The organism is Oceaniferula flava, from assembly GCF_016811075.1.
Taxonomy (GTDB): Bacteria; Verrucomicrobiota; Verrucomicrobiia; order Verrucomicrobiales; family Akkermansiaceae; genus Oceaniferula; species Oceaniferula flava.
The window spans coordinates 182,452-205,136 of the sequence record NZ_JAFBGL010000006.1; the positions used below are offsets into that span (position 1 = coordinate 182,452).

A 22,685-nucleotide genomic window follows, 5' to 3' on the forward strand; every position below is an offset into this window, starting at 1 on the left:
GATGGGGCAGTCAGCTGTGACACGCTCAGGAGAACTCTTGAGTTGTTACCCGGCCGGATCGTATTTATGAATGGATTAACATGAAACATTACTTTGCTGGGTTAGACATCGGAGGGACGACGATCAAATGCATGCTGGTGGATGCCCAAGGGGAACTGGCGGGTGATCTGATCGAAGTCAGAAGTTATGTGAAAGAAGGCTACCTGCGCACCTTCGACCAGCTGCGCGAGGCGATGTCCGCCCTCGCCAAGCAGGCGGAGATTACCTTCGATGAGATTGCTGCGGTCGGCCTGGATGTGCCGGCCCCCTGCTCGGATGGGGTCGTCTGGGGGAAAGCCAACCTCGGCGACGACTGGGTAGGCACCAAGATCCGCGATGAATTTTCCAAACTGATCGGCAAGCCGGTGTTCATGACCAACGACTGCAATGCCGCTGCCTTTGGCGAGTGGATGTATCGTCCCGAACACCACGGCGGCCTGCTCTACGTGGCGCCCGGCACCGGTCTCGGCGGTGGCCTGGTGATGCCTGGAGGATTGCTTTACGAGGGAAATACCGGCCTCGCTCTGGAAGTGGGAGATCTCTCGGTGCCTCGATTTGAAAAGGGAGAACTCCCGGTGGACGGTCGAGGTCGCCGCGGCTGCATGGAAGGTTGGGTCTCTCTGGTCGCTCTACGCCGCCAGCTGGCCAATGCCTTGGAGCAAGCTCAATACAGTGACCATCCGCTGGCCAAGTCGGACGCACCGATCGAGGAAAAAGCCTTTCAAGTGCGCGACTACGCCGAAGAGGGCGATCCCTTGGCCAAAGAAATTTTCGCCCTGCAGGCCAATGTGTTAGGTCAGGGGCTGGGAGACCTTGCCAGCATTCTGGACCCCGGCCTGATCACCATCGGTGGCGGCCTGGCGGAAACCGGTTTCCGCGATTGGTTCCTGGAGGAGGTGCGGAAGGGATTTGCCGAGCGCGCCATGCTGCCCTATCAGCGCAGCCCCTTGGCGCCACATGATCCCACCACGGTGATCGAGTGGGCGATTGGTGGCGATGCCGCGGCCGCTTACGGCAGTGCTCGCAAAGCCGTGGAGCTGGTGCCGTATCAGAGTGAGTGAGGTATCTCCGTTAGAGGAATTTTTTAAATCCCTCGGGCACCCAGACAGGCAGTGCTTTTACCTGCGCGACTGCTTCCGGGCTGAAGTGAATTCCCCAGATTTCCTGCATGAAGGGAGTGAGGTTCTTCCCTGTGGCCTTGGACATTTTGACGAGGAAGAGATCGCGCTTGGCTTGGTTTTCCTTGGGTAAGCTGCCGGGGCGCTGGTCCTGGTCGGCGCTGTAGCTGGTGAGGACTTTTTGGATGGCTGACCAGCCGAATTGATCACGCAGCTGGAGATACATGGCCAGCTTCTCTGCGGCGCCCATTTCCGGGTAGGACTTCTTGCTGGAAAGCGCTTGCTGCGCCCGGGCGGTGACTTTTTCCGGCGAGGCCGTCCAGCTCCAACCGCCGCGATCCATCATCTTCATCCGGTCCATCGCGTGGGCGGAGAAAAGGTTCACGGTGACTTCAATGGAGCTATCGAATGTGTAAGGGTTATTCCACGACCACGCTTTGTCGGGCCGGCGTTGGGATTCGTGCCCCATCTCGTGGAACCATCCCCAATTTCCTTGGGTCTTGAGTTTTTTTAGATCGACCACACCACGGCATTGTTTCTGCGGTCCCTGGGCAGGGTAGCCGGCGTGGAAAAGTCCGACGGAGATTTGCACATCCACATTGACGCGCTCGGGACCGAAGCGGGTGTGTGCCATGCCACCGAGTTCATCGTGCAGGGCGACCACGTGGTCCCAGTATTCTAACAAGGCTGTGGGGTCTTCGATATCGCGAATCCACTCGGATGGAAATGACAGCGCGATGCGATCGCTGACCAGCTCGGCGTAGGGAGCGGGGGCGTGGCGCAGGGAGCTTTTCCAGTCGGAGACCTTGCTTTTTCCTAACACAAAATACGGTGCCACCAGAGCGTTGGAAACCTTGACGTGAAAGGCATCGCCCTTGCGTTGTTGATTGCCGAGATCGATGTAAATGGCGCCGCCGAATGCCGCAGCGACCTGCAGCGTTTTTTGATTCACCGGAAAGCTGCGCGCTGGTGAGCTGGGGAGGCGCAGCAGGGCTTTCTTGAGCGGTATCCGATCGCGGTGGCCGGAGATTTGCACTTTCAGCCCCTGATTCACCCAAGCCTGTGGGAACTCGAGCTGCACTACTTCACCGGGTGCGGCGTAGAGGCCGGTAGCCTGCCAGCGAACCACTGATGGAGAGACCGGAACACTGCGCGTAACGCGGGGGGCGTCATTGGGGATCGGGCCGTAAAGATCGGCCGCGCGGGGGTGGGCGGGCGTTTTGTCGGCAGGGAGGGTGCTGAGATAGTCGCCAGCGATTTTGAGGATGTTTTTAGCTCCGGTTGATTTGACGGATTTCAGCTGCCCCTTGGCATTTTTCCCAATGAGCTGCTGCGATTGCTGATAGCAGGCTTCACTGATGGCCGTCCGCTGATCTTGGCTGAGCTTTCGCCATTCGCGGCGCGAGAACTCGGTGAGCAGCGTTTCTTGGCGGTCCTTGTCGAGCTGGGAAAATTGTTGGATGTCCACGATGATGGCATCGACATCAGGCTTGGCGACCAAGGGGAGGATGCCCAAGGCCGAAATGCAGGCGATTTTTCCGAGTGATAGAGACAGCATATCTCCGATACCTATGAGCTATCGCAGGTATTTCAATCTAACTAAAAAAGACACCCTTGCGCGAATAGAACACAGAGGGGATGCTATATGTCTTTATTGTTGGGCAGAGGCTTCTATGCTGCGGCTTGGCAAATCGAGCCGCATCCATTTTCTCCCACTCACAACGCTTCATGAACCAACCTGCATCCAAATGGCACCACGTCATCCTCATTGCGGGCATCTTGTTGATTGGTATGAACCTTCGGCCGTCGATCACGGCGGTCTCGGCGCTCGCGGAACGCATGTATCAGGACGGACTGAGCCGGGAAACCATCGGCAGTCTGACGGCGATTCCGCTGGTGCTCTTTGGCGTCGTCGGTCTCTGGGCCGGGTGGATGGGCAAGCTGATGGGCTTCGCACGCGCACTGGGCTTAGGCTTATTGCTGATTGCTCTGGGCTGCTGGCTGCGATCGGCACCGGGGCCGATGGAGCTGGTCTGGCGGATGGCGGGGACGATTTTACTAGGCGGCGGCATCGCCCTGGGCAATGTGCTGCTGCCCGGCCTGGTGAAGAGCCGCTACCCGAAGCACGTCGGCGTGCTCACCAGCCTCTATGCCACGGCGATGAACCTTGGCGCGGCCAGTGGTATCGCATTTTCCGTGCCCTTGGCGAATGTCTTGCCGGGCGACTGGCGCGCGGCGATGGCGGCTTGGGGTGTCTTTGCCGCCATGGTGCTGCTGCTGTGGTCGCCGCAAATGCTGGCCCCACCGGCGGCGAGAAAACGTGAGCATCCTCTGGCGGGGGTGTATCGTCTGGCGCGGCAGAAACGTGCCTGGCAGGTGGCAATTTACATGGGGCTGCAATCGTGGGTGTTCTTCTCCGCCGTGGCCTGGCTGCCGACCCTGCTGCAATCGCGCGGGATGGAGGAAATCACCGCGGCGAACTGGGTGGTGACGATGCAGCTGCTAGGCTGTGCCGCCAGCCTGGTGGTGCCCACCTTGGCGGGTCGGTCCGCCTCCCAAACGGTTTGGACTTCCGTCTGCGCGATCACCGCGATCCTCGGCTTGATCGGTGTCGTGTTTCTCCCGGGGATAGGCCAGATTTTGTCGTTACTGCTGCTGGGGCTGGGTTTGAATGCCGGTTTTGGCATGGTGCTTCTGGTCATCGCCCTGCGCAGTGAAAGCCCGGAAGTGGCGGCGAGTTTGTCGTCGATGGCTCAGGCGACAGGTTACCTGCTGTCATCGCCTGGGCCGTGGTTGGTGGGTTTGCTGAGCACCACCTCCGGCGGCTGGACGCTGGCATTTGGCGTGGTGATTTTGATGGCCTGCATCGGAGGCGTCGCCGGGTATTTGTCGGGTCGTCCCGGTGAGCTGTCGTTTAACGAATAAATTTTGCTGCGAGCGGGCTAGATCCCCGCTAACCTTGCCACTCACACAGCCTCAATCCATTTTTCCATGCCAGCCGCCAGCCATTCCATTTACGAAGTTTTCGATCACCAAAAACTGGACCTATTCCTCCACTTGTTAGGAGGTCTCGATGCGTCCGAGTCCGTGCTGGTGCTGGTCCATACCCGCGATGTCCTGCACGAGCTGACCTCCGAGTTAGCGCGCGCCGAGGTTTCGGTGGAGTCGGTGCATGGCAATAAGAAGGCGGAGCTGCGCGATCGGGCGCTGAAGGCCTTTGCCGATGGCTCACTGCGCGTGCTGATCACCACGGATGCCGTCGGGCGGAACCTGGATCTGACGGGCGTGCAGCACGTGATTCGCTACGATTTTCCTGAAAATTCCGAGAGCTACGGCTACTACGCCGAGCTCGCCGCCGGCCAGGTGATCAGCCTGATGCTACCGAAACAGGCGACCCAGCTGGCGAAATTGGAAAGTGCCCACGGCGCGGCAATTCCGCTGCTCATGGCCGAGGGATTCCCCTACGCCAGCCAGCCGGACCACAGCAAGTCGCCACGGAAAAAGGGAGGCAAGGCGAAGGGCATCCGATCGAAGCCGCTGCAGAATAAAAAACCCAAGCTCAAGAACAAGCGGGGCCGCTAGTGGCGCGGTCGTTTAAGCCGGTTTAGATCTCCACTTTTTCAAGGATCTTACCCTCTGGATCGATCAGGCGGAAGGTGACCTTGTGCTGTCCATTTTCGACCCTAAACTCCAGTTCACCGAGGGCCCAGAAGCCAACGCCGCGGTAGGCAAAGAGCTGCGTCGAGCGATCTTTGGCTACGCCGCCGCCGGGAACGCCACCTAGAGCGCCAACGCCGAACTCGATGAGGTCCTTGCCATTGGGACGTTTGATTCGGAAGGCATGGGCACCGTGGCGATCGCCGGAGAAGAGCAGCACTTTTTTGTCCTCCAAGCCGTCGATCAGCTGGTAGATTTCCTCCCGACCTTCACGATCCCAGGTGCCCCAGCTGTCTTTGCCCTGAGAGATGTAATCGCTCCACATAGTGCCACTGCTGATGAGAATGACGGGGGATTGGGACTCCTTGAGAGTTTTTTTGAGCCAGTCGGTTTGGTCTTTTCCGAGGAAGGAATACAGCTGCCCTTGTTTCTCGTGACTGCGGCACGAGCGGGTATCGAGCATGATCAGTTGGGTATCGCCGATGACGGTTTGAAAATAGATGCCCTCGCGTGGGATGTCGCTTTCAGGGTTGTTCCACATGCGTTTCCAGTTCTTCCGCATGGCCTTCACGGGGATGGGGGTGGAGCTTTTCGCGTGATAGTCGCCCGAGGTGTCGTTGCCGAAGTAATCGTGATCGTCCCAGGAGGTATAGGTCGGCACGTTGGCGGCGAGTCGCTGCCAGACCGGGGAGACATCGCGCAGTAGGTAGTCGATGTTGCGCGTGGGGATCGTCTTCCGACCATCCACCGCCAAGTCGCCTAGCAGAACCATGGCGCGGTTGCCGCGTTGCCGCACCATGTCCAGCAGCTCAGGGCGGTGCAGGCCGATCTTGTGGAAGTCGGCGCCGATGGCAATCTTGTAGGAAGCCGCGCTTCCGGCAGCCGGGGCGGTGGTGAACTTGCCGCTGCCGAGTGAGACTCCCTGGTCGTTAAAAATTTCGTAGCTGTAGGCGGTATCGGCTTTCAGTCCGCTGCAAGCCACAGTGTTGATGCGTTTTTTGTCGTCCTGGACGAACTCCTGTTGGCTGCCGGAGGCGCTGAGCACCACCTTGAGGCCAGTGGGCACTGGGCTGTGAACTTTGATGCTGACACCCGAATCGCTGATGGTGCCGAGCATGGGACTGCCGATGATGGCGTGGCCGTATTTCTGACAGACCTTTGCAAGCTGGTCGGCGTCCTCGGCCAAGATGGCCGCGCGTGCCTCGGTGTAGAATGCCTGCACCTCCTTCGGCTGATCTTCGAACTGGTTGAGGATTTTCAAATCGATGACCGTGCGGCCGTCATGGGCTTCTCTCAAGCTCACAAACTTGGGGTCCTTGGGGCCGGGAACTTTGGCAAGGCAGGGTGCGACTGCGGTGCAAGCTGCGAGGAAAACAAACAAAGATTTCATAATGCGCAAGATACTGTGGATCGCTGGCCATTCTTGCACCGGATGCCTGCGCGTTCTCTCACTTGCCAAGTCCGCAGGCTTTCACTAGCGTGCCGACCGTCATGAGAACATTAGCCATCGGAGACATACATGGATGCATCGCCCCCCTGAAACAGCTCTGGGAAGTGATCGATCCCCAACCTGAGGACCGCATTATTTTTATGGGAGATTACGTCGACCGTGGTCCGGATTCCAAAGGGGTGATTGATTTTCTGATCGAGCTGCAGCAACAGGATTTCAACATCACTCTGCTCTCTGGCAACCATGAGGAGAAGTTCGCGCTCTCACGGATCGACAAAACTGATCTGGCGCATTGGTTGGAGGCTTGGGGTGGCGTGGAGACCTTGGAATCCTATGGCCCGGGTGGCATGGACGATGTGCCGGCGTCGCACTGGGAGTTTGTCCGCACACTGAAACCCTACGTGGAAACCGACAGCCATATCTTCGTGCACGCCAACCTGGAGGCGGATGTGCCGCTCAGCGAGCAGCTGCCATTCACCATGATTCATAAGAAGTTCGGCACGCCAAAACCCCACATGTCCGGCAAGGTCATGATCTGCGGCCACACCGCCCAGAAGAACCATGTGCCACTGAATCTGGGGCACGCCGTGTGCATCGATACCGACCCTGGTCGTGGCGGCTGGCTCACCTGTCTTGAGGTGGAAACCAGTCACTACTGGCAAGTGAACGCCGAGGGCGAGGTGCGCGAAGCCGAGCTCGGAGAGCCTGAATCGATCTGAGCTGGCTGACGGTTAGGAATCGGACGGCTTGCCGAGGTGGATCAGCTTTTTGTTGATGAATTCCAGGATGCCGAGCTGCGAGAGTTCGCGGCCGTAGCCTGAATTCTTTGTGCCGCCGAAGGGGAGTTCGGCTTGGGACTTTGTCGGGCGGTTGATGAACACCATGCCGGTGTCGATTTGCTCCGCCACTTTGCGTGCTCGCTCGATGTCCGCACTGAACACGGAGCCGCCGAGGCCGTAGGACGAGTGGTTGGCGAGCTCGATGGCTTCGGCTTCATCCTTCACCACGTAGACGGTGGCCACGGGACCGAACAGCTCTTCATCAAAGGTGGGCATGTCCGGTGTCACATCGGTGAGAATAGTGGGCTGGTAGAACGCTCCTTTTTCCAAAGCACCCTCGGTAGCTCGACCGCCGCCGGTGACCACGGTGGCACCGGCATCGATGGATCTCTGAACCTGCTCGGCGAGTCGCACCGCGGCGCCTTCGGTGGAGAGCGGGCCGAGGTCGGTGCTGTCGTCGAGCGGATCGCCCAGCGTCATGGACTCGACCTGTTTTTTAAATCCCTCGAGGAAGGATTCGGCGAGTGGCTCGACCACGATAAAGCGTTTCGATGCCACGCAGGACTGGCCGTTGTTCACCATACGGCCTTTCACCGCCATCTTCACAACCTGATCCAAGTCCGCGTCATCGAGGACGATGAAGGCATCATTGCCGCCGAGCTCGAGCACCGAGCGCTTGATGTTCTTTCCTGCCTCTGCAGCCACCGAGGCACCGGCAGCTTCGCTTCCTGTTAGGGAGACGCCGGCGATTTTATCATCCCCGATGATGGTGGCGACAAACTCCGAGGGGATGAACAAATTGGTGAACACGCCTTGCGGAAATCCACACTGCGTGAACAGCTTCTCAATGGCTTTGGCACACTGGGGAACGCAGCTGGCGTGTTTGATTAAGCAGGTATTGCCGGCCATGATGTTAGGGGTGGCAAATCGGATGACCTGGTAGAAGGGGAAGTTCCACGGCATAACTCCCAGAAGTGCCCCAATCGGCGCATGCTGAATATAGGCATCGGCGTCCTCCACATCCATCGGTTGATCGGCGAGAAATTCCTCGGCCCCATTGGCGTAGAACTCCGCGATGTGGGCGCAGTATTCAATTTCTCCCATCGCCTCTTCCAGACGTTTGCCCATTTCCAGGGAAATCATCTTGGCGTATTCTGTCTGGTATTCGCGCAGTCGGGCCGACAGCTTGAGCATCATCTTTTTACGATAGTCAAAGCTGGTTTGGCGCCAGGAACCGAAGGCATCGTGGGCGGTCGAGACGGCTTGCATCGCCTCCTCCCTGGTCATGGGTTCAAAGGTTTTCAGGACTTCGCCGTTGGTGGGATTGATGGACCTAATTGACATATCTTACCCATAAGCCCTCGATCATGGTCGGTCAAAAAATTTGATCGTCTTACGCGCTATATAACTCCGGACTTGTTAGTTGGGGGATTTTTGTATAGCTCGGGCCATGGCTACGATTTCTTGTCCGATTTGCACTGTTGATGATGTCCTTGAACATAAAGATAAATACGAATGCATGACCTGTGGTCACGAGTGGGATAAAGAGGTGACCGAGGAAGAGGATGCCGATGAGGAGCGCGTGGTCAAGGACGCCTACGGCAATGTGCTCGAAACCGGCGACGTGGTTCAGATGATCAAAGACCTGAAGCTCAAAGGAACTTCTAAAGTCCTGAAAAGTGGGATGAAATCCAAGCCGATCCGCATCGTCGACGGCGACCACGAAATCGACTGCCGCATGGACGGTGTCTCGATTGCGCTGAAGGCTCAGTTTGTCAAGAAGGTGCAGAAATAGCGCCTAGCTCGTCTCGCGTGATTCCACCGTCAGCACGCCTCGCCAATCGCGGCGCAGGCGGATCCGTTCGCGCACCCGGTCTTTCGATTTCAGTCCTCCGTATTCGATGCTGAGGTCTGCGCTCATGCGGCGGATTTGCATCTTGGTGAAGCGCAGCACCGGGTCACGTTTCTCCCGGAGGAAGCAGAACAACGGCACATCGTGCTGGTCGGCATTCCACAGATAAGTGGCAGGAGGAAAATCATCGATCTCCGCGAGCGCCATGAAGACCTCGCGCAGTTCCGTCTCCGTGTGCTCCTTGGTGAGCCGACGCACTGCCGATTTGCATCGCCAGCTTTCCATCAGTGCGAGCTTGGGATCGGCGCGGTCTTCTTCGATCTCGCGCAGTGCTAACAGAAATTGCTGACGCATGCCCTCGATCCATTGCTCGCGGGTGATTTCACCGGATTGATACCAGGCAAACAGACGGTTGGGCGACGGCAGGTTACGCGGATTCATGTGAGGACTAGCTTATCATTGATCGCCGATTATGCGAGTTCGGGAAAACATTGCGCGAAGGAGGGATCGACCGGTGCATGGATGCTGATGGTGTCGTTACTGATCGGATGGCAAAAGCGGATCCCTTGCGACTGGAGTAGCATTCGACTGCCGGTGCCGAGCTGTTCGCCCAAGCGATTGCAGCGGTCGATGCCGCCGTAGCGGTAGTCGCCAACGATGGGTAAGCCGATATGTTCCAGGTGCCGACGAATCTGGTGGTAGCGGCCGGTGTGAGGGGTGGCCTCGATCAATGAGAGGGTGTCGGCCTGTTCTCCGGCGAGGGCATTTGGCTGGCGAGAGCTCATCAGCCTGAAGCTGGTGTGGGCCTCGCGGATCGGTTGGGTCTCTGATTTCTGAATCGGCTCGCGGCACTCCCATGCGTTCTGCTTAGGGATGCCATTGACTACCGCCCAGTAGGTCTTCTGCACCTCGTGACGTTCCAGCGCGCGGTGCAGGTGCTTGGCGACCACGGAGTCGATGCCAAAGAGCAGCACCCCGGTGGTGGGGCGATCGATGCGGTGCACGTTATACACTTTCCGCCCAATCTGATCGCGGAGAATCTTCATCGTTACCAGGTCGCCATCCTGAGGGGCGTCCGCGGGGTGCACCAGGTGCCCGGCAGGTTTATCGACGGCGATCAGCCAATCGTCCTGATAGAGAATCGGCAGTGGTGGGATCTCGGTTTCCATGGGCGCCGTGAACATGGCGGCAGACGCTGAAGATTTCAACCCCGACGACTACCGAGCTCGCTTTTTGATTGCCCGTGGGGGTGGAGTCGGCAGGATATCGGTCCACGCCCATGGACGCCTACACCCAGAAACGCCTGCTGATCCTTACGCTTCTGTTAGGAGGAGTGATCGGTGGTATGATGTCGCTCAGCGATAAGGTGAAGCGTGAAAATGCGGCGGCTGAGGACGAGTCGACAGCCATCTCCTTCACCCCCACCCCCTATGATTACCAACTGCGTGAACCGTCAACGGATGGCACGGGGAAAATCTACATGGGCCGCGAAATCTCCCAGGTGATGGGGCATGAGGGGATCGATTGGCTTGAGCGCTCGACCCGCGAGCAGGAAGAAAACCCAAAGCGGGCAGTGCAGGGGCTGACGCTGAAACCGGATGCGGTGGTGGCCGACATCGGTGCCGGCTCTGGCTACTACACCTTTCGCATTGCACCCTTGGTGCCGGAGGGCAAGGTGATCGGGGTGGATGTTCAGCCTGAGATGGTGGCCTATCTTTATCAAAAAAGTCAGCAGCTGGCAGTGACCAACGTGGAAGCGCATTTGGGAAACGTGGATAACATCCGTCTGCCCGAGGCCTCACTGGATGCGGCGATCTTGGTGGATGCCTACCACGAATTTTCTCATCCCAACGAGGTGATGCAGTCGGTTTACCACGCGATGAAACCGGGTGGTCGGCTTTACTTGTTAGAATACCGGGCGGAAGACGACAGCGTGCCGATCAAGCCGCTGCACAAGATGTCGCAAGCGCAGGCGATCAAAGAAATGGAAGCGGTCGGTTTCCGTCACCTGCGCACCGAGGATTTTCTTCCGTGGCAGCATTTCATCGTCTTTGAGAAGTAGCGGGCGCTAATTTCCTGTGCTTTCCAGTCGATGCGGAATACAAGGCCTGCATGCGACCGCTCTTTGAAGAAATCGATTACCAGTCCACGCCCTTGGGCGATGTTATTTTACGTCGCCGCACCATGATGACGCTGGATAACTTGGAAGTCTACGAGATCATGCTCGGTGAGGATTTCCTGATGTCGAGTTTGTTCACGGTGGTGGAAGAAGAGCTGTCGCGGCTCGGTCTCGCTGCCACCCAGAAGGTCTTTCCTGACACCAAGCTGGATGTGGTGGTCGGTGGTCTGGGGCTTGGCTACACCGCCAAAGTGGCCCTCGATCATGCCTCGGTAGGCTCGCTCAATGTGGTCGATTATTTACAACCGGTGATCGACTGGCATCAGCGCGGACTGGTGCCGCTCGGCCCGGAACTCACCGCCGATCCACGCTGTCGTTTTGTTCATGGCGACTTTTTCAAATGCGCCCTCAGCGATGGTCCGGGTTTCGATCCGGATGACGCCGGGATGAAGTTTCACGCGGTGCTTCTCGACATCGATCACTCGCCAGACCATTTGCTCAATGAGGCGCATGGCAACTTCTATCAGGCGGAAGGGCTCAAGCAGCTGGCTGGCCGACTGCACGATGGCGGCGTGTTCGGGCTGTGGTCCGATGACCCGCCTGAGGAAAAGTTCATGGCAGCGCTGAACGAGGTGTTTGCCTCGGTGGAGACCTACGTGGTGCCCTTCAAGAACCCGATCTTGGGTCGCGACTCGGAGAGCACGGTCTACGTCGCCCGACGCGCCTAGGCGACTCGCTGATTATTTGGCAAAGCGGATCGAGTGCATCACCTGCTGGGCGAAGCCATTGCGCAGGCGGTCTTTCAAGCTGTTAGGCTCGCCGGCTGAGCCATTGAGCATCAGCACCGCTGCTGCACCCTCGGCTTTACCTTCCTGGAGGATGCCGGCGAATTTGACAAAAAACTTCCTGCCATCCTGATGCGCCATCTGGGTGACGATGATGCCGGCATGATAAGGCCCGACCTTGGTTTGATAACGCCCGATGATTTTGGCGTCCTGGTATCCTTGGAAAAACTTGGGGACCATCTGCTTTTCCAAGAGCGTCACGGCCCGGTGCACGCGGGCGTTCATCGGCGCAGTGGGATCCACGGCGAGGCTGGTGAAACGCACGCTTTGAAGATATTCCTTATCGGCATTGGTCAGGGTGAAGCGCACGGTTTCGGGCACTTGCGGGTGACCCATGATCATGACGTGCTCGGTGGTCGGTAAGGTGACGGAAAATGGAGCGGCAATAATTTTGTCCGACCCCTTGGACTTGGCAAAACTGGCATCCACATTGACCAGCTTTCCTTTGCCAGTGATGTTATCGACTTTTTCCTCAATGGTGCGCAATGGGGGCAATTTTTTCGGTTCAGCCTTTGGGCTGGCCGGTCCACCCTGCTGTGGTGGGAATTTAAACCCAGGATAGTTCGCAGCCATCAATTCTTGGTTCCAGTGCTTCTTGCTCAGCGTGACGAGTTTACGAAACGGTTCCTCCTTTTCAGGTTTGGCCCGTAGAGTGAAGTGCCGAGCGAGCAGGGCTTTGCCGTTTTTAGCTGGGTAATAAACGAAGGTGTTGAACTTGATCATGCGCTCATTTTTCTCGTAGTAGCTGATGCCTGAGAGCTTGGGGTCTTTGATAGGAATGATCTCAGCACTCACGCCTTCCTTGGCCAAATTAGCCTTCATGTTGTTCACATATTGAGCTGCATCATGGATGCCGGGGTAGACATACATACTGACCTTATGCGTCCAGGTGGTGGGCGTTTGTTTAGGCAGGTAGTAGCTATTGATGAGCACTGTTTTCCCCTGAGTCACCATCCCTCGGGTGTAGGTTTGTTTGGAAAAAGTGAGAGTGACCTCCTGATCTTCCTTAACAGGCGCAGCGGCTGGAGCTTGGGCTAGGATTACGTGTGGCGATGCCAGCATCAAGGCTGAGGAAACTAACAGATGGGGGTATTTCAAGAGTTTCATAATCGACACTCTCTCATAAGATATCAAATGCAGGAAGCCTATTCAGATGTGAATAGATGGTTGTTATCAGTAGATTGTGATGATTTCTGCCAAGCCGATTGCCGTTTATTCTGCCAAGATTCTTAGAAATCGTTTGTCGGTGGGCGTCGTGCTGTCGTCTGCTTCGATCATGACACGTTGGAAATCGCTTCCTAACAGAGGGTGGCTTTCCGCTGAGATTTCTGTGGATGGTAGCGTCCAGCTACTGAGGTCATTCGATACCTGCACAGTATAAGTGAGCGCATGGCTGCCAGACACACGGCGGTTGTAGGTGACCTCTAATTTTCCTGAGCTTGAGTTAAAACTAACTTCGGGAGTTGGTAGACTTGGGTCTGCGATATGAGGGTTACCTCCGAAGGCATACTCTGAGAGGGCGCTGACACCATCCAGATCGCCGTCGCTTGTCCACGCAGGCAAGTGGTTGCCATGATGTCGATACCACCATGCGCCGGCTGCTTGTTCATTGGCGTTAACAAGTGTGACGATTTCGCTGGAAGTGAGCGCTGCGTGGAAAATTTTCAGCTCGTCAATCTCGCCGCCGAAGTTGTAGCCGGAAGCATGGGGCGATGCCCCGATCATGATCGCAGAGCCGGCCGCGGTGTTGATGCTGGCGCTGCTGGAGTTGCTGACATTCTCCAACATTCCATCGACGTAAAGCCTGGCTTCATTGACATCGGTGCTGCCATTCTGATCGAAGTCATCGACCACGACCGCCACGTGGTGCCAGCTGCCATCGTTCAAGGTGGTGCTGCCTTTGATGAAGCCGTTTTGCACTTCCAGTCGGAGCACTTGGTTGGTGCCGTTGTCCAAGCGGAAGCTAAAGCGTTCGCCAGTGTTGTTTTCGCCGTAGCTGAAGATGACTTGGTTTTCGGCCGCTGCTCCCGGGGGCGATTTGATCCAGGCCCCGACTGTGCGCGCGCTGCTGCCGGTGGGCACGCTGATGTCGGTGAGCGAGACGGCATCGCTGGTGCCATTGAAGCTCAGTGCGAAGCCATGTTTTCCCGCAACGTGCGCCGCCTCGGGAGCAGTGAAGGCGGCCATGCTGCCGGCTAACAATCCGCCAGCTTCATAGACTGAGGCGCCCGAGGTTTCATTGAGTGGGAACCAGAGGTCAGTGGTGGCCACGTTGACATCCACCGTCACGCTGGCTGTGGCGGTGAACTGGCCATCGGTCAGCTGGTAGCTAAACTGGTCACTGCCAAACTTTCCAGCGGTGGCCGTGTATTCAACCTGGTTGCCGATGATTTGGACGCTGCCAAAATGTGGCTGGGTGACCGACTGAATGCTCAGTGCCGACGGGGCACCGTCATCGGAGTCGTTGGCAAGCACAGGAATGCTGACCGGTGTTGTGCCCGTGGTGCTGGTCCGGTCTGGGTTGGCGATCGGTTCCGGCGGGGGTGTTCCAAAGCGATAGAACGCACTGTTAGAAATTGTTTGCTGGCTGATCCCCGGGCCGGAATACTGCAGGTTGATGTCGTGGTTGCCGCTGCTGTGTTTGTATAGCACCCGAACAGGATGCAGCCCTGCCTGCAATCGCATGCTGCCGGTTTGCGGGCTGCCATCGTGGTGGAAGTCGTCATCAATGACATGGCTGTCGTGGATCCAGAGCATGCCGCCGGACGCATTGGTGCCGACGCTGCTGTCGGTGGTCATCTGAAAAGTATAAGTGCCCTCGCTAGGGATGGAAATATAGCCGGTAAATTCTAACAATAAATCCTGATCCTGAGGGCGCTGGGTGAGATCAAGATGGGTGCAATCGCCACTGGCCACCGGGGTGAGGTAGGCAGTTTCAGGCACCCAGTCCCACTGACCGGTGTAGGCGCGGTAATTCAGTCCATTGACCGCACTGGTCGGCGGATTGGGTGCAGCAAACTCGCTGCTGAGGTAGCTGCGGGTGTAATCCCCGTCGGTGCGGATCTGCAGGACCTTGTCCTTCATGTTCTGCTGCAGATCGACTTTCGAGGCTGCGAGGTTAGTGGTTTCGCCAGGATCGGCATCGACATCGTAGATGAGGAAATCCTGACTGTGAGAGGTGATGTTGTAGCGGATCCCTTTGTAGCGCGTGCCATCGCTATCATCGAGAAAGACGACCTGCATTTCTGCCCGCTGGCTATTTTTATGCACAGGGAAATCCGCGTAGTTAGGGGTCGAGCCGTTGTTCTGGTATTCGAAGTAAAGATAGCCCTTGTCCAGCTGGGTGCCGCTGCCGGTGAGTTCCGGGAGCAGTGAGACACCACTAGACCACGCAGGTGGTGTCAGGCCCGCGGCGTCACTCAATGTCGGCATCCAGTCCCAGAAGGCGGAAGGTCGCGTCGAGTTCAGACCTTCGGTGTTCGGGTTGTTGTCGCCGATCTGAGTGGGCCACCAGGCAAAGGTGGGCATGCGGATGCCGCCCTCCCAGGTGTCACGTTTGATCCCTTCAAAGTTGCCGTAGGAATCGAAATTTTGCGGATCATGTTTCACCGACCCACCGCTTCCCGACTCGTTGTGGGTGCCGTTGTCCGAAGTGAAGATGACCAAGGTATTGTCCGCGATATTCAAGTCGCGCAGGGTTTGCAGGATGTCGCCCATGGCTTGGTCGATGCGTCTGACCATGGTGGCGTGGCGGGCGGCGGCATTCCCCAGGGAGGCGTAGTCTGGGTGGATGTAGCTGTCGTTGGTGCCTGAGTTGGTATTGAGCGGCCAGCTCAGCCCACCGGTGATGCCGGAGCCGGCTGGATAGGCCTGGGTGGGGACTTGCAGCTGAGCGTGCGGGGCATCGTATGCGAGGTAGATGAAGAAGGGCGTTTCCGGATCGCTGTCGGCCCGATCTTGAATGATCTGCTTGGTTTTCGCGGTCCACAGATCGGTGGTGTAGGCGTGGTCGAGCCCCGTGGTGACGGCGCTGGTCTGCTCGATCACCGTTCCGCCATTGCCCGGGTAATGCTGGTGACCGTGGCCGTGGCGGATGTATCCGTAGAAATAGTCGAAGCCTCTCGAGTTGGGCCTTCCGTCCACCGTGGGGCTGGTTCCCCCGACGCCCCATTTGCCCACGCAGGCGGTGTAGTATCCTGCGGTTTGCAGCACCGTGCCGAGGGTGTGGTTGTCAGAGATGACTTTGTCGAAGGAGTTGTTCCGGATGTTGGCATGGCCCTGGTCTCTCCCTTGGAGCAGCGACCCCCGGGCCGGCGCGCAGACGGGCGCGCTGGTGTAATGCCGCGTGAGCTTGGCGCCTTCGGCGGCCATGCGGTCGATGTTCGGGGTGAAGATAAATGCCTCTTCGCTGCCATTGATGAGCCCGTCTCCGGCAGTGCCTCCGCCGGCTCCGTTGTCCCGGGTCGATTGGTGCAGGTTATACAGATCACCAAAGCCCAGGTCATCGGTCATGACGAGGATGATATTGGGAGCGGCGTGCAGGGACTGGGTCAGGAGAGCCAGGCCAAGGAGGAGTTTTTTAAGGGGGAGCATGAGGTGCGACTACCATATAAAAACGCCCCCAGGACTTTGTCCAGCGAGCGTTTCGGAGAGGGTGCTTGATTACTTCCGGCGGCGCATCATCAAGGCCAGGCCGGCGACGCCAAGCAGGGCTCTGGAGCTGGGTTCAAGATCTAACGAAAATTACTAACAGTATTGCCGCGTGCAACTATTTCACCTGCCGGATGCCATCCTTGCCGATGGTGATGCGGCGCTTTCGGAAGAGAGCACCGGTAGCGCGTTTGAAGGCTTTTTTGCTGACACCTAATTCCGCATAGATCACTTCCGCCGGACTGGCATCGCAGAGCTCCCAGTAGCCGCCACGGGCGTCCAGCTCTTCTTCGATTCTGGCTTCGAGGTCGTCGATTTTAGCTTGGCCTGGTTTGTAAAGTGAGAGGTCCACCTTGCCGTCAGCACGCAGGCCGGTGATGTATCCCACGGTTTGCTCTCCGGATTGGAGGTCTTGGAAAACTTCGTTGGCAAAAAGGACTCCTGCGTATTCGCCATTGATGATGGCCTTGTAGCCGAGGTCGGTTTTTCCGAAAATACGCAAGTCCACCTCCTGGCCCACCTCATAGTCGGGGCGCTCTTTTTTGAGGAAGCGTGTGATCCGCCGACTGGCGACGATGCGTCCGCTCTTTTCATCGACATAGACGTAGACGGCATAGCTTTTCCCCACATCCAGACGATTCAGCTGCTCGCGGAAGGGGACCAACAAATCCTTGGCCAAACCCCAATCGAGGAAGGAACCGATGGGGGTGACGTTGACACAGCGCAGGGTGGCAAACTCACCGGGCATGGCGAGCGGCTTGCGCATGGTGGCGATCGGTCGGTCTTCGGAATCGCAGTAAAGAAAGACCTCCACCGCTTCGCCCAGCTTCACATCGCCGGTGGTTTCGTGGCGTGGCAGCAGGATCTCGCCATTGACGCCCTCGGAATCGAGGAATAGTCCGGGGCCACTTTCTCGTAATACTTTCAACCGTGCGCGTTCGCCAATGTCTGCCATGCGCGCAACATAGGTGAGATCGGCGCCTCTAGCGATCAAATAAGCGTTCGCCGCCCGTGAATCCACCGTCATGAGAAAAGCCTGTATTGGGGCGGTAGTCTGCCTGTAGAGTGGTGCGCATGAAACGTTTTCCCCTTCACCCCACGGTCGCCGCTCTGGCACTGCTGGCCAGCTCTGCCGTGGATGCCCGGCAGCCGAACATTATTTATATCAACACCGACGACTGGGGCATCGGTAAGGTGCCGGCCTACCAAATGGACTCCGCCAGTGAGAAAATCATCAAGACGCCGAACATTGACCGACTCAAGGAGGACGGCATGCAGTTCACCAATGCCTATGCCGGCAATGCCGTCTGTGGTCCTTCGCGCTGCTCCCTGATCACTGGCAAGCACCCGGGCCATGCTGTGTGGCGGGCGAACCGGAGGACGATGCCGAAAGAGCTGTGGCCACCGTCGTATCCTCTGTTAGGTGAGGTCGCGCGTCGGGCCGGCTACACCACCGCCGGATTTGGAAAGCTCAGCCCCGGGGGGCACTCGACGCCCGAGGAGATCACCGGCTGCGGCTGGGACTACTGGCTCGGCTTCCTCGGTCACGTCGACTGCCGCGATTACTACGCCAATTTTATCTGGGAAAATGGCCAACGCATTCGCTTGCCGAAAAATACCCGCGCGGTGCTGAAGGGCACCTCGTTCAAGGAGAAACCGATCGGTTCAGGTGTCGTAGGCGAAGGCAAAGGAACCTTCATCGAGGATCTCTACACCGATAAAATCATCGAGTTCATGACGTCCAACAAGGATAAGCCATTCTTCGTTTACTTCGCCAGCACGGTGCCGCACGGAGGCCCTCCCGGTGGTATGCGGGTGCCGAGCCTCGAAGGTTACGACAAGGTGGAAAACTTGACCGTTTACGAGCAGGTCTACTGTGCTCTGATGACCCGTCACGATCGCAATGTCGGCCGCATCCGCGAGGCGGTGAAGCAGCTGGGGCTGGAAAAGGACACCCTCATCATCTGGACCTCCGACAATGGCGATGAAGACAGCTACTACAAGCGCACCAAGACCTTTGATGGCAATGGTCCCTTTCGCATGATGAAGCGCTCGCTCTACGAGGGCGGCATCCGGGTGCCACTGATCGCCTACTGGCCGGGCACCATCAAACCGGGCACCACTACGGACGTGCAGACCACTCAACGCGATGTCATGCCGACCCTGGCCGATGCCGGAGGCAAGCCGAAGACTGAGGAAATGGACGGCATTTCCATCCTCCCCACCTTGCAAGGCCAGCCGGAGCAGCAGGCCAAGCGGGACTACATTTACTTCGAGTTCTACGAACGTGGAAAACAGCAATCGGTCCGCATGGGCGACTGGAAAGCCTATCGCAAAGGTGGTTGGGAAGGAAAGATCGAGCTCTACGACCTCGCCAAAGATCGTGAAGAACAACACGACCTCGCCGCCCAGCACCCTGAGTTGGTCAAGCGCATGGCCGAGATCATGAGAAAAGAGCACAGCCCCAGTCCCATCTGGAATCTCGACCCCGAAGACGAGAAGGACTGATGGCTCGTCGATCCGAAGACTGGGTCACAAAGAAAAAGCCCCGCACCCTGCAATCATCGGGCACGGGGCTTTATCATCAGCCAACATAAAAAACTTGAGCGGCGTTGGAGAGATCGAGGAGATCCTTCCATCCGCTACCTAAGTTAAAGCAATCGTTGTGCCGATATATTACCAATCTACTAAACTTTTAGATGGATTGGCGGCTTTTAATTAAAGAATCTGTATAAGTTGCCTAATGCACTCTATTTTAACGGATTGTAACGACCGTTTAAGTGTCGAGAAGCACCCAAGTCCAGAAGATGTGAGACGCGGGCGGCGTTGATTATCCCAGCTTGGGTAGCTCCTGGGTGGCATCGCCGATACGTTTGACGGGGGCTCCGACGCGTTTCAGCATCCCGTGGTAGAGGCCGCAGAGCGGGGTGCCCTTGTCGTATTCTAGATGCCGGCCGGTCTTCAGCGTGCCGCCGGCTTTGCCTGCCACCACGGTGGGAATGTTGTGGGGGCTGTGCGCATTGCCATCGCGGATGCCGGAGCCGAACATGACCATGGAATTGTCCAGCAGGTTGCCGTTGCCCTCTTTGATCTTTTTCATCTGCTCCAGCATGTAGCCGTATTGTTCCACGTGCCAGGTGTTGATCCGCTGGTATTGGTCCAGCTGCTTGGGATTCTTTTTGTGGTGGGAAAGTTGGTGGTGGCCGCCGCTGACCCCATCAAGGAAGGAGAAGTTCCGGCCACTGACGGCATTGCCAAACATGAAGGTGGAGACCCGGGTGGCATCTGCCCAGAAGGCGAGCACCATGATGTCCATCATCAGACGCACGTGATCGGTGTGATTGAAGCGCGGCATCGAGTGCAGTTCTTCTTCGCGGGTTGCCTTGCCCATGGTTTTGGAAATGTGGCGGTCGATCTCTTCCATCCGCTTGAGCACGTCCTTCGGAAGGTTGTTTCCAGCCCTTAGTTCATTGGCTTCGTGTTCGATCCGGCGTTCCACTTCGCGCACGCTCTGCAGGTATTCTTCGATCTTTTGTTGGTCGTGCTGGCCGAGCTGTTTTTGCAGGCGTTTGGCATCGTCGTGCACTAGATCGAGCACCGATTGTTCATCGCTGGAGCGTGGCTTGCCTTGGCTGGAGCGACTGCGGAACAGGCGGTCAAAGGCGACCCGCGGGTTGATCTCGCAGGGCAGCGGGGCGACGGGTGTTTTCCAGGCAATGTGGGAGGCGTAGAGGCGGGTGTAGTTGACATTGGTGTCCACTCCGTTGGCCGTGCGCTCGCAGCCGAGCTCCAGAGAGGGCAGCTTGGTATCCTGGCCAATGGCCCGCGCGGCGATCTGATCGATGGAAACGCCATTGGCATTGATGTCAGAGCCGGTGGTTTTGGTGATGGTGGTTCCGGTCAGCCAGCCGGCGGTTTTCACGTAGTGACCATCGCCGGTGAAGGAGGCCTTGTTCGAGAGGCCGCTGAGCACAAGGATGTCCTCCTTGAGCGATTCCAGAGGGCTTAGGATGGGAGAAAGTTGGGGATTGTTGCCGGAGCCTGTGGGCGTCCATTTGTCGGGTCGCACGCCATTGGGCATGAACAGGCAGGCCATCCGCACTGGTGTGGCACCGTCACGCCCGGCGGCGCAAAGAGGCGTCATGGCTTCGAGAAAGGGCAGCGCCATGGTGGCACCGATGCCTTTGAGCATGGTGCGGCGCGGGAGTTGCCAGTTGTTGCGTTGGATATTGGCCATGGGGGGATGTTTTTATCGGGTTGAACTTCGGTTTTGGAAGGGATGGGACTCGGCGATGGCAATAATCAATGCCTGCATGTGGTAGTCCTTGGTCTTGATCGTTTTCAGCAAATCGCTCACCACCGGCTCATCGTAGTATTCCAGCGGGCGACCCAAGGCGTAAGCTAACATCTTGCGACAGAGGTTGCGAGCGATCTTGTCCTTATCCTGCATCAGGATGCTTTTCAGCTCGGAGGGAGAGGAAAAGCGGGTGCCGTCCGGGAGCTCGGCCGCGGAGTCGACCGCTTGTCCATTGACGCCCACGCTTCGCCAGCGGCCGATCGGATCGTAGTTCTCCAGACCGAACCCCAGAGGATCGATCTTGGCGTGGCAGCTGGCGCACTTCGCCTTGCTGCGGTGGATTTCCAGCTGCTTGCGGAAGCTGAGTCCCTCGGATGATTTGTCGTCCGCAGGGAGCTCACCGGCATCGGGCGGCGGCGGCGGTGGTGCGCTGCCGAGGATGGTGGAGAGGATCCAGGTGCCTCGTTTCACCGGACTGGTGCGCAGCGGTAACGAGGTGGTAACCAGCACGCTGCCCATACCGATGATGCCGCCACGGTTGCGATCGCTGAGGGCCACTTTCCTCAGCTGATTGCCGGTCACTCCGGGGATGCCGTAGTGCGCTGCCAGCTCGGCATTGAGGAAGGCGTAGTCGGCATCGATGAGCTCGGTGACGGGGCGGTTCTCGCGGATGAGGTGGTTGAAAAATGCCACCGATTCATGATACATCGAGGCCCGCAGCGAGCGGGTGAACTGGGGGAAGCGCTTTTTATCCGGCTCGGCGCGATCGATCAGTTCCTCGAAGCCAATCCACTGGCCGGCGAAGTGACGCGCCATGGCAGTGGATTTCTTCGAGGCCAGCATGCGGCGGATCTGGCCGCTGAGCACACCTGGGTCGCGCAATTTGCCTTCGTTGGCGAGTTTGAATAGCTCGGGGTCAGGCATCGACGACCAGAGGAAATACGACAGTCGGGTGGCGAGCTCGAAGTCGTTCAGTGGCCATTGTTTTTTCCCGGGTTCATCGTGCTGGATGCGGAACAGGAACTTCGGGTTCACCAGCAATGAGGTGAGTGGCGTGCGGAGCGCTTTTTCAAAATCGGGCTCTTGTTTCATGCGGGCGTCGAAGGTCGCCAGCAGGGGATCGATTTCGGCATCCTCCACCTTGCGGCGGAAGGCGAGGGCGGCGTGGTAGCTGAGCACCTTCCGGGCTGCCTGACGGGGTGAGTTTTTCCGCTCGGCGGCACTGACAAAGATGACTTTCTTGCGCAAGGAGTCGCTCTGGTAAACGGCATCCATGACCCGGATAGCCGCCTTGAGGTAGCTCTCCATCAGCACCGGCGGCAGGAAGAGGGTGTCGGCTGTGTTATCGAATCCCTCACCGCCGGAGGCATCGGCAGGGAAGGTTTTGCCCGGCTGGAAGTTTACCCCGAAGAGGTCGCGCACGGTGTAGTTGTATTCGTTTCGATTGAGCCGGCGGATGGTCACGCGGCCGGCGGTTTTGGGGAGCTTGCCGGAGCGGATGACGTTGAGCAGGTGATCGATGCTTTGGGTTAGCAGCAGCTTTTCGCTGTCGTCCGGAAAATCATCGGCCTCGAAGGGTGGCATGTCGTCGTTTTCCATCTGCTCCGCAATCTTTGCCAGCAGCTTGTGCGAGCGCAGTGCCTGATCGGTGTTCAGCAAATTGTGGAAGGCGATGCCGGCCTCCTGTTTTTCCTCGCCGTGGCATTCGTAGCAGTATTTGCGCAGCACCGGCACGGCGTCGCGCGGGAAATACGGATCCGCCGCTGCCTGGGAAACGAGGCAGGGCCATGCAGCAGCGAGCCAAGAAAGCGTGGCGAGACGGAGGGACATTCCAAACATCAACGTAACGAAGTGGGAAATCTTACACTTCATGACGCGC

18 protein-coding genes and 1 pseudogene are annotated in these 22,685 nt (G+C 57.9%); 8 read left to right on the forward strand and 11 right to left on the reverse strand.

Going from position 1 to position 22,685, the window contains the following annotated elements; translation table 11 throughout:
• Window positions 1–80: 80 nt before the first annotated feature.
• Complete coding sequence (locus tag JO972_RS10630; RefSeq protein ID WP_309490026.1) at window positions 81–1,100, forward strand: ROK family protein; 1,020 nt, start codon at window positions 81–83, stop codon at window positions 1,098–1,100.
• 10 nt (window positions 1,101–1,110) lie between these two features.
• Here the strand turns inward: JO972_RS10630 and JO972_RS10635 are convergent, their stop codons facing one another.
• Complete coding sequence (locus JO972_RS10635) at window positions 1,111–2,715, reverse strand: M60 family metallopeptidase (RefSeq protein ID WP_309490027.1); 1,605 nt, start codon at window positions 2,713–2,715, stop codon at window positions 1,111–1,113.
• Window positions 2,716–2,885: 170 nt separating this feature from the next.
• Between JO972_RS10635 and JO972_RS10640 the strand changes: the two genes are divergently transcribed.
• Together JO972_RS10640 and JO972_RS10645 are read left to right on the forward strand one after the other, a co-directional pair.
• The gene (locus JO972_RS10640; protein ID WP_309490028.1) at window positions 2,886–4,082 is read left to right on the forward strand and encodes an MFS transporter; all 1,197 of its coding nucleotides are present in this window, start codon (window positions 2,886–2,888) and stop codon (window positions 4,080–4,082) included.
• Window positions 4,083–4,148: 66 nt separating this feature from the next.
• Window positions 4,149–4,739 carry a helicase-related protein gene (locus JO972_RS10645; protein ID WP_309490029.1) on the forward strand — a complete coding sequence of 197 codons (591 nt, stop codon included), beginning with the start codon at window positions 4,149–4,151 and terminating at the stop codon, window positions 4,737–4,739.
• 22 nt (window positions 4,740–4,761) lie between these two features.
• On the opposite strand, the gene JO972_RS10650 is transcribed toward JO972_RS10645, so the two are convergent.
• Window positions 4,762–6,204 carry an alkaline phosphatase D family protein gene (locus JO972_RS10650; protein ID WP_309490030.1) on the reverse strand — a complete coding sequence of 481 codons (1,443 nt, stop codon included), beginning with the start codon at window positions 6,202–6,204 and terminating at the stop codon, window positions 4,762–4,764.
• Between the two features lie 101 nt (window positions 6,205–6,305).
• Between JO972_RS10650 and JO972_RS10655 the strand changes: the two genes are divergently transcribed.
• Window positions 6,306–6,983 carry a metallophosphoesterase family protein gene (locus JO972_RS10655; protein WP_309490031.1) on the forward strand — a complete coding sequence of 226 codons (678 nt, stop codon included), beginning with the start codon at window positions 6,306–6,308 and terminating at the stop codon, window positions 6,981–6,983.
• A gap of 12 nt (window positions 6,984–6,995) precedes the next feature.
• On the opposite strand, the gene JO972_RS10660 is transcribed toward JO972_RS10655, so the two are convergent.
• Window positions 6,996–8,387: an NAD-dependent succinate-semialdehyde dehydrogenase gene (locus tag JO972_RS10660; RefSeq protein WP_309490032.1), complete on the reverse strand. Its 1,392-nt coding sequence runs from the start codon at window positions 8,385–8,387 to the stop codon at window positions 6,996–6,998.
• 106 nt (window positions 8,388–8,493) lie between these two features.
• Between JO972_RS10660 and JO972_RS10665 the strand changes: the two genes are divergently transcribed.
• Window positions 8,494–8,838, forward strand: coding sequence for a zinc ribbon domain-containing protein YjdM (locus JO972_RS10665; protein ID WP_309490033.1), 345 nt, complete (start codon window positions 8,494–8,496; stop codon window positions 8,836–8,838).
• Between the two features lie 3 nt (window positions 8,839–8,841).
• Here JO972_RS10665 and JO972_RS10670 read toward each other — a convergent pair whose 3' ends face one another.
• Together JO972_RS10670 and JO972_RS10675 are read right to left on the reverse strand one after the other, a co-directional pair.
• Window positions 8,842–9,336, reverse strand: coding sequence for a hypothetical protein (locus JO972_RS10670; RefSeq protein WP_309490034.1), 495 nt, complete (start codon window positions 9,334–9,336; stop codon window positions 8,842–8,844).
• Between the two features lie 29 nt (window positions 9,337–9,365).
• The gene (locus tag JO972_RS10675; RefSeq protein ID WP_309490035.1) at window positions 9,366–10,064 is read right to left on the reverse strand and encodes a pseudouridine synthase; all 699 of its coding nucleotides are present in this window, start codon (window positions 10,062–10,064) and stop codon (window positions 9,366–9,368) included.
• Window positions 10,065–10,174: 110 nt separating this feature from the next.
• On the opposite strand from JO972_RS10675, the gene JO972_RS10680 reads away from it, so the two are divergent.
• Both JO972_RS10680 and JO972_RS10685 read left to right on the forward strand, forming a co-directional pair.
• Entirely contained in the window at window positions 10,175–10,957 is a 783-nt protein-coding gene (locus JO972_RS10680) for a class I SAM-dependent methyltransferase (protein ID WP_309490036.1), read from the forward strand.
• 50 nt (window positions 10,958–11,007) lie between these two features.
• Window positions 11,008–11,742 carry a polyamine aminopropyltransferase gene (locus JO972_RS10685; protein WP_309490037.1) on the forward strand — a complete coding sequence of 245 codons (735 nt, stop codon included), beginning with the start codon at window positions 11,008–11,010 and terminating at the stop codon, window positions 11,740–11,742.
• Between the two features lie 12 nt (window positions 11,743–11,754).
• On the opposite strand, the gene JO972_RS10690 is transcribed toward JO972_RS10685, so the two are convergent.
• The 4 genes and pseudogenes from JO972_RS10690 to JO972_RS10700 all read right to left on the reverse strand — a co-directional run bounded on the left by JO972_RS10690 (window position 11,755) and on the right by JO972_RS10700 (window position 17,536).
• Entirely contained in the window at window positions 11,755–12,966 is a 1,212-nt protein-coding gene (locus JO972_RS10690) for a hypothetical protein (protein ID WP_309490038.1), read from the reverse strand.
• Between the two features lie 105 nt (window positions 12,967–13,071).
• Entirely contained in the window at window positions 13,072–16,452 is a 3,381-nt protein-coding gene (locus tag JO972_RS10695; RefSeq protein ID WP_309490039.1) for a sulfatase-like hydrolase/transferase, read from the reverse strand.
• Window positions 16,453–16,521: 69 nt separating this feature from the next.
• Window positions 16,522–16,584 (reverse strand): annotated as a pseudogene (locus JO972_RS16840) (hypothetical protein); the annotation flags it as partial.
• A gap of 43 nt (window positions 16,585–16,627) precedes the next feature.
• Window positions 16,628–17,536, reverse strand: coding sequence for a CvfB family protein (locus tag JO972_RS10700; RefSeq protein ID WP_309490040.1), 909 nt, complete (start codon window positions 17,534–17,536; stop codon window positions 16,628–16,630).
• A gap of 47 nt (window positions 17,537–17,583) precedes the next feature.
• On the opposite strand from JO972_RS10700, the gene JO972_RS10705 reads away from it, so the two are divergent.
• Window positions 17,584–19,017, forward strand: coding sequence for an arylsulfatase (locus JO972_RS10705; protein ID WP_309490041.1), 1,434 nt, complete (start codon window positions 17,584–17,586; stop codon window positions 19,015–19,017).
• Window positions 19,018–19,339: 322 nt separating this feature from the next.
• Here JO972_RS10705 and JO972_RS10710 read toward each other — a convergent pair whose 3' ends face one another.
• Entirely contained in the window at window positions 19,340–20,746 is a 1,407-nt protein-coding gene (locus tag JO972_RS10710; protein ID WP_309490042.1) for a DUF1552 domain-containing protein, read from the reverse strand.
• Window positions 20,747–20,758: 12 nt separating this feature from the next.
• A complete protein-coding gene (locus tag JO972_RS10715; RefSeq protein WP_309490043.1) occupies window positions 20,759–22,678 on the reverse strand; it encodes a DUF1592 domain-containing protein in 1,920 nt (639 codons plus the stop codon).
• Window positions 22,679–22,685: the final 7 nt, after the last annotated feature.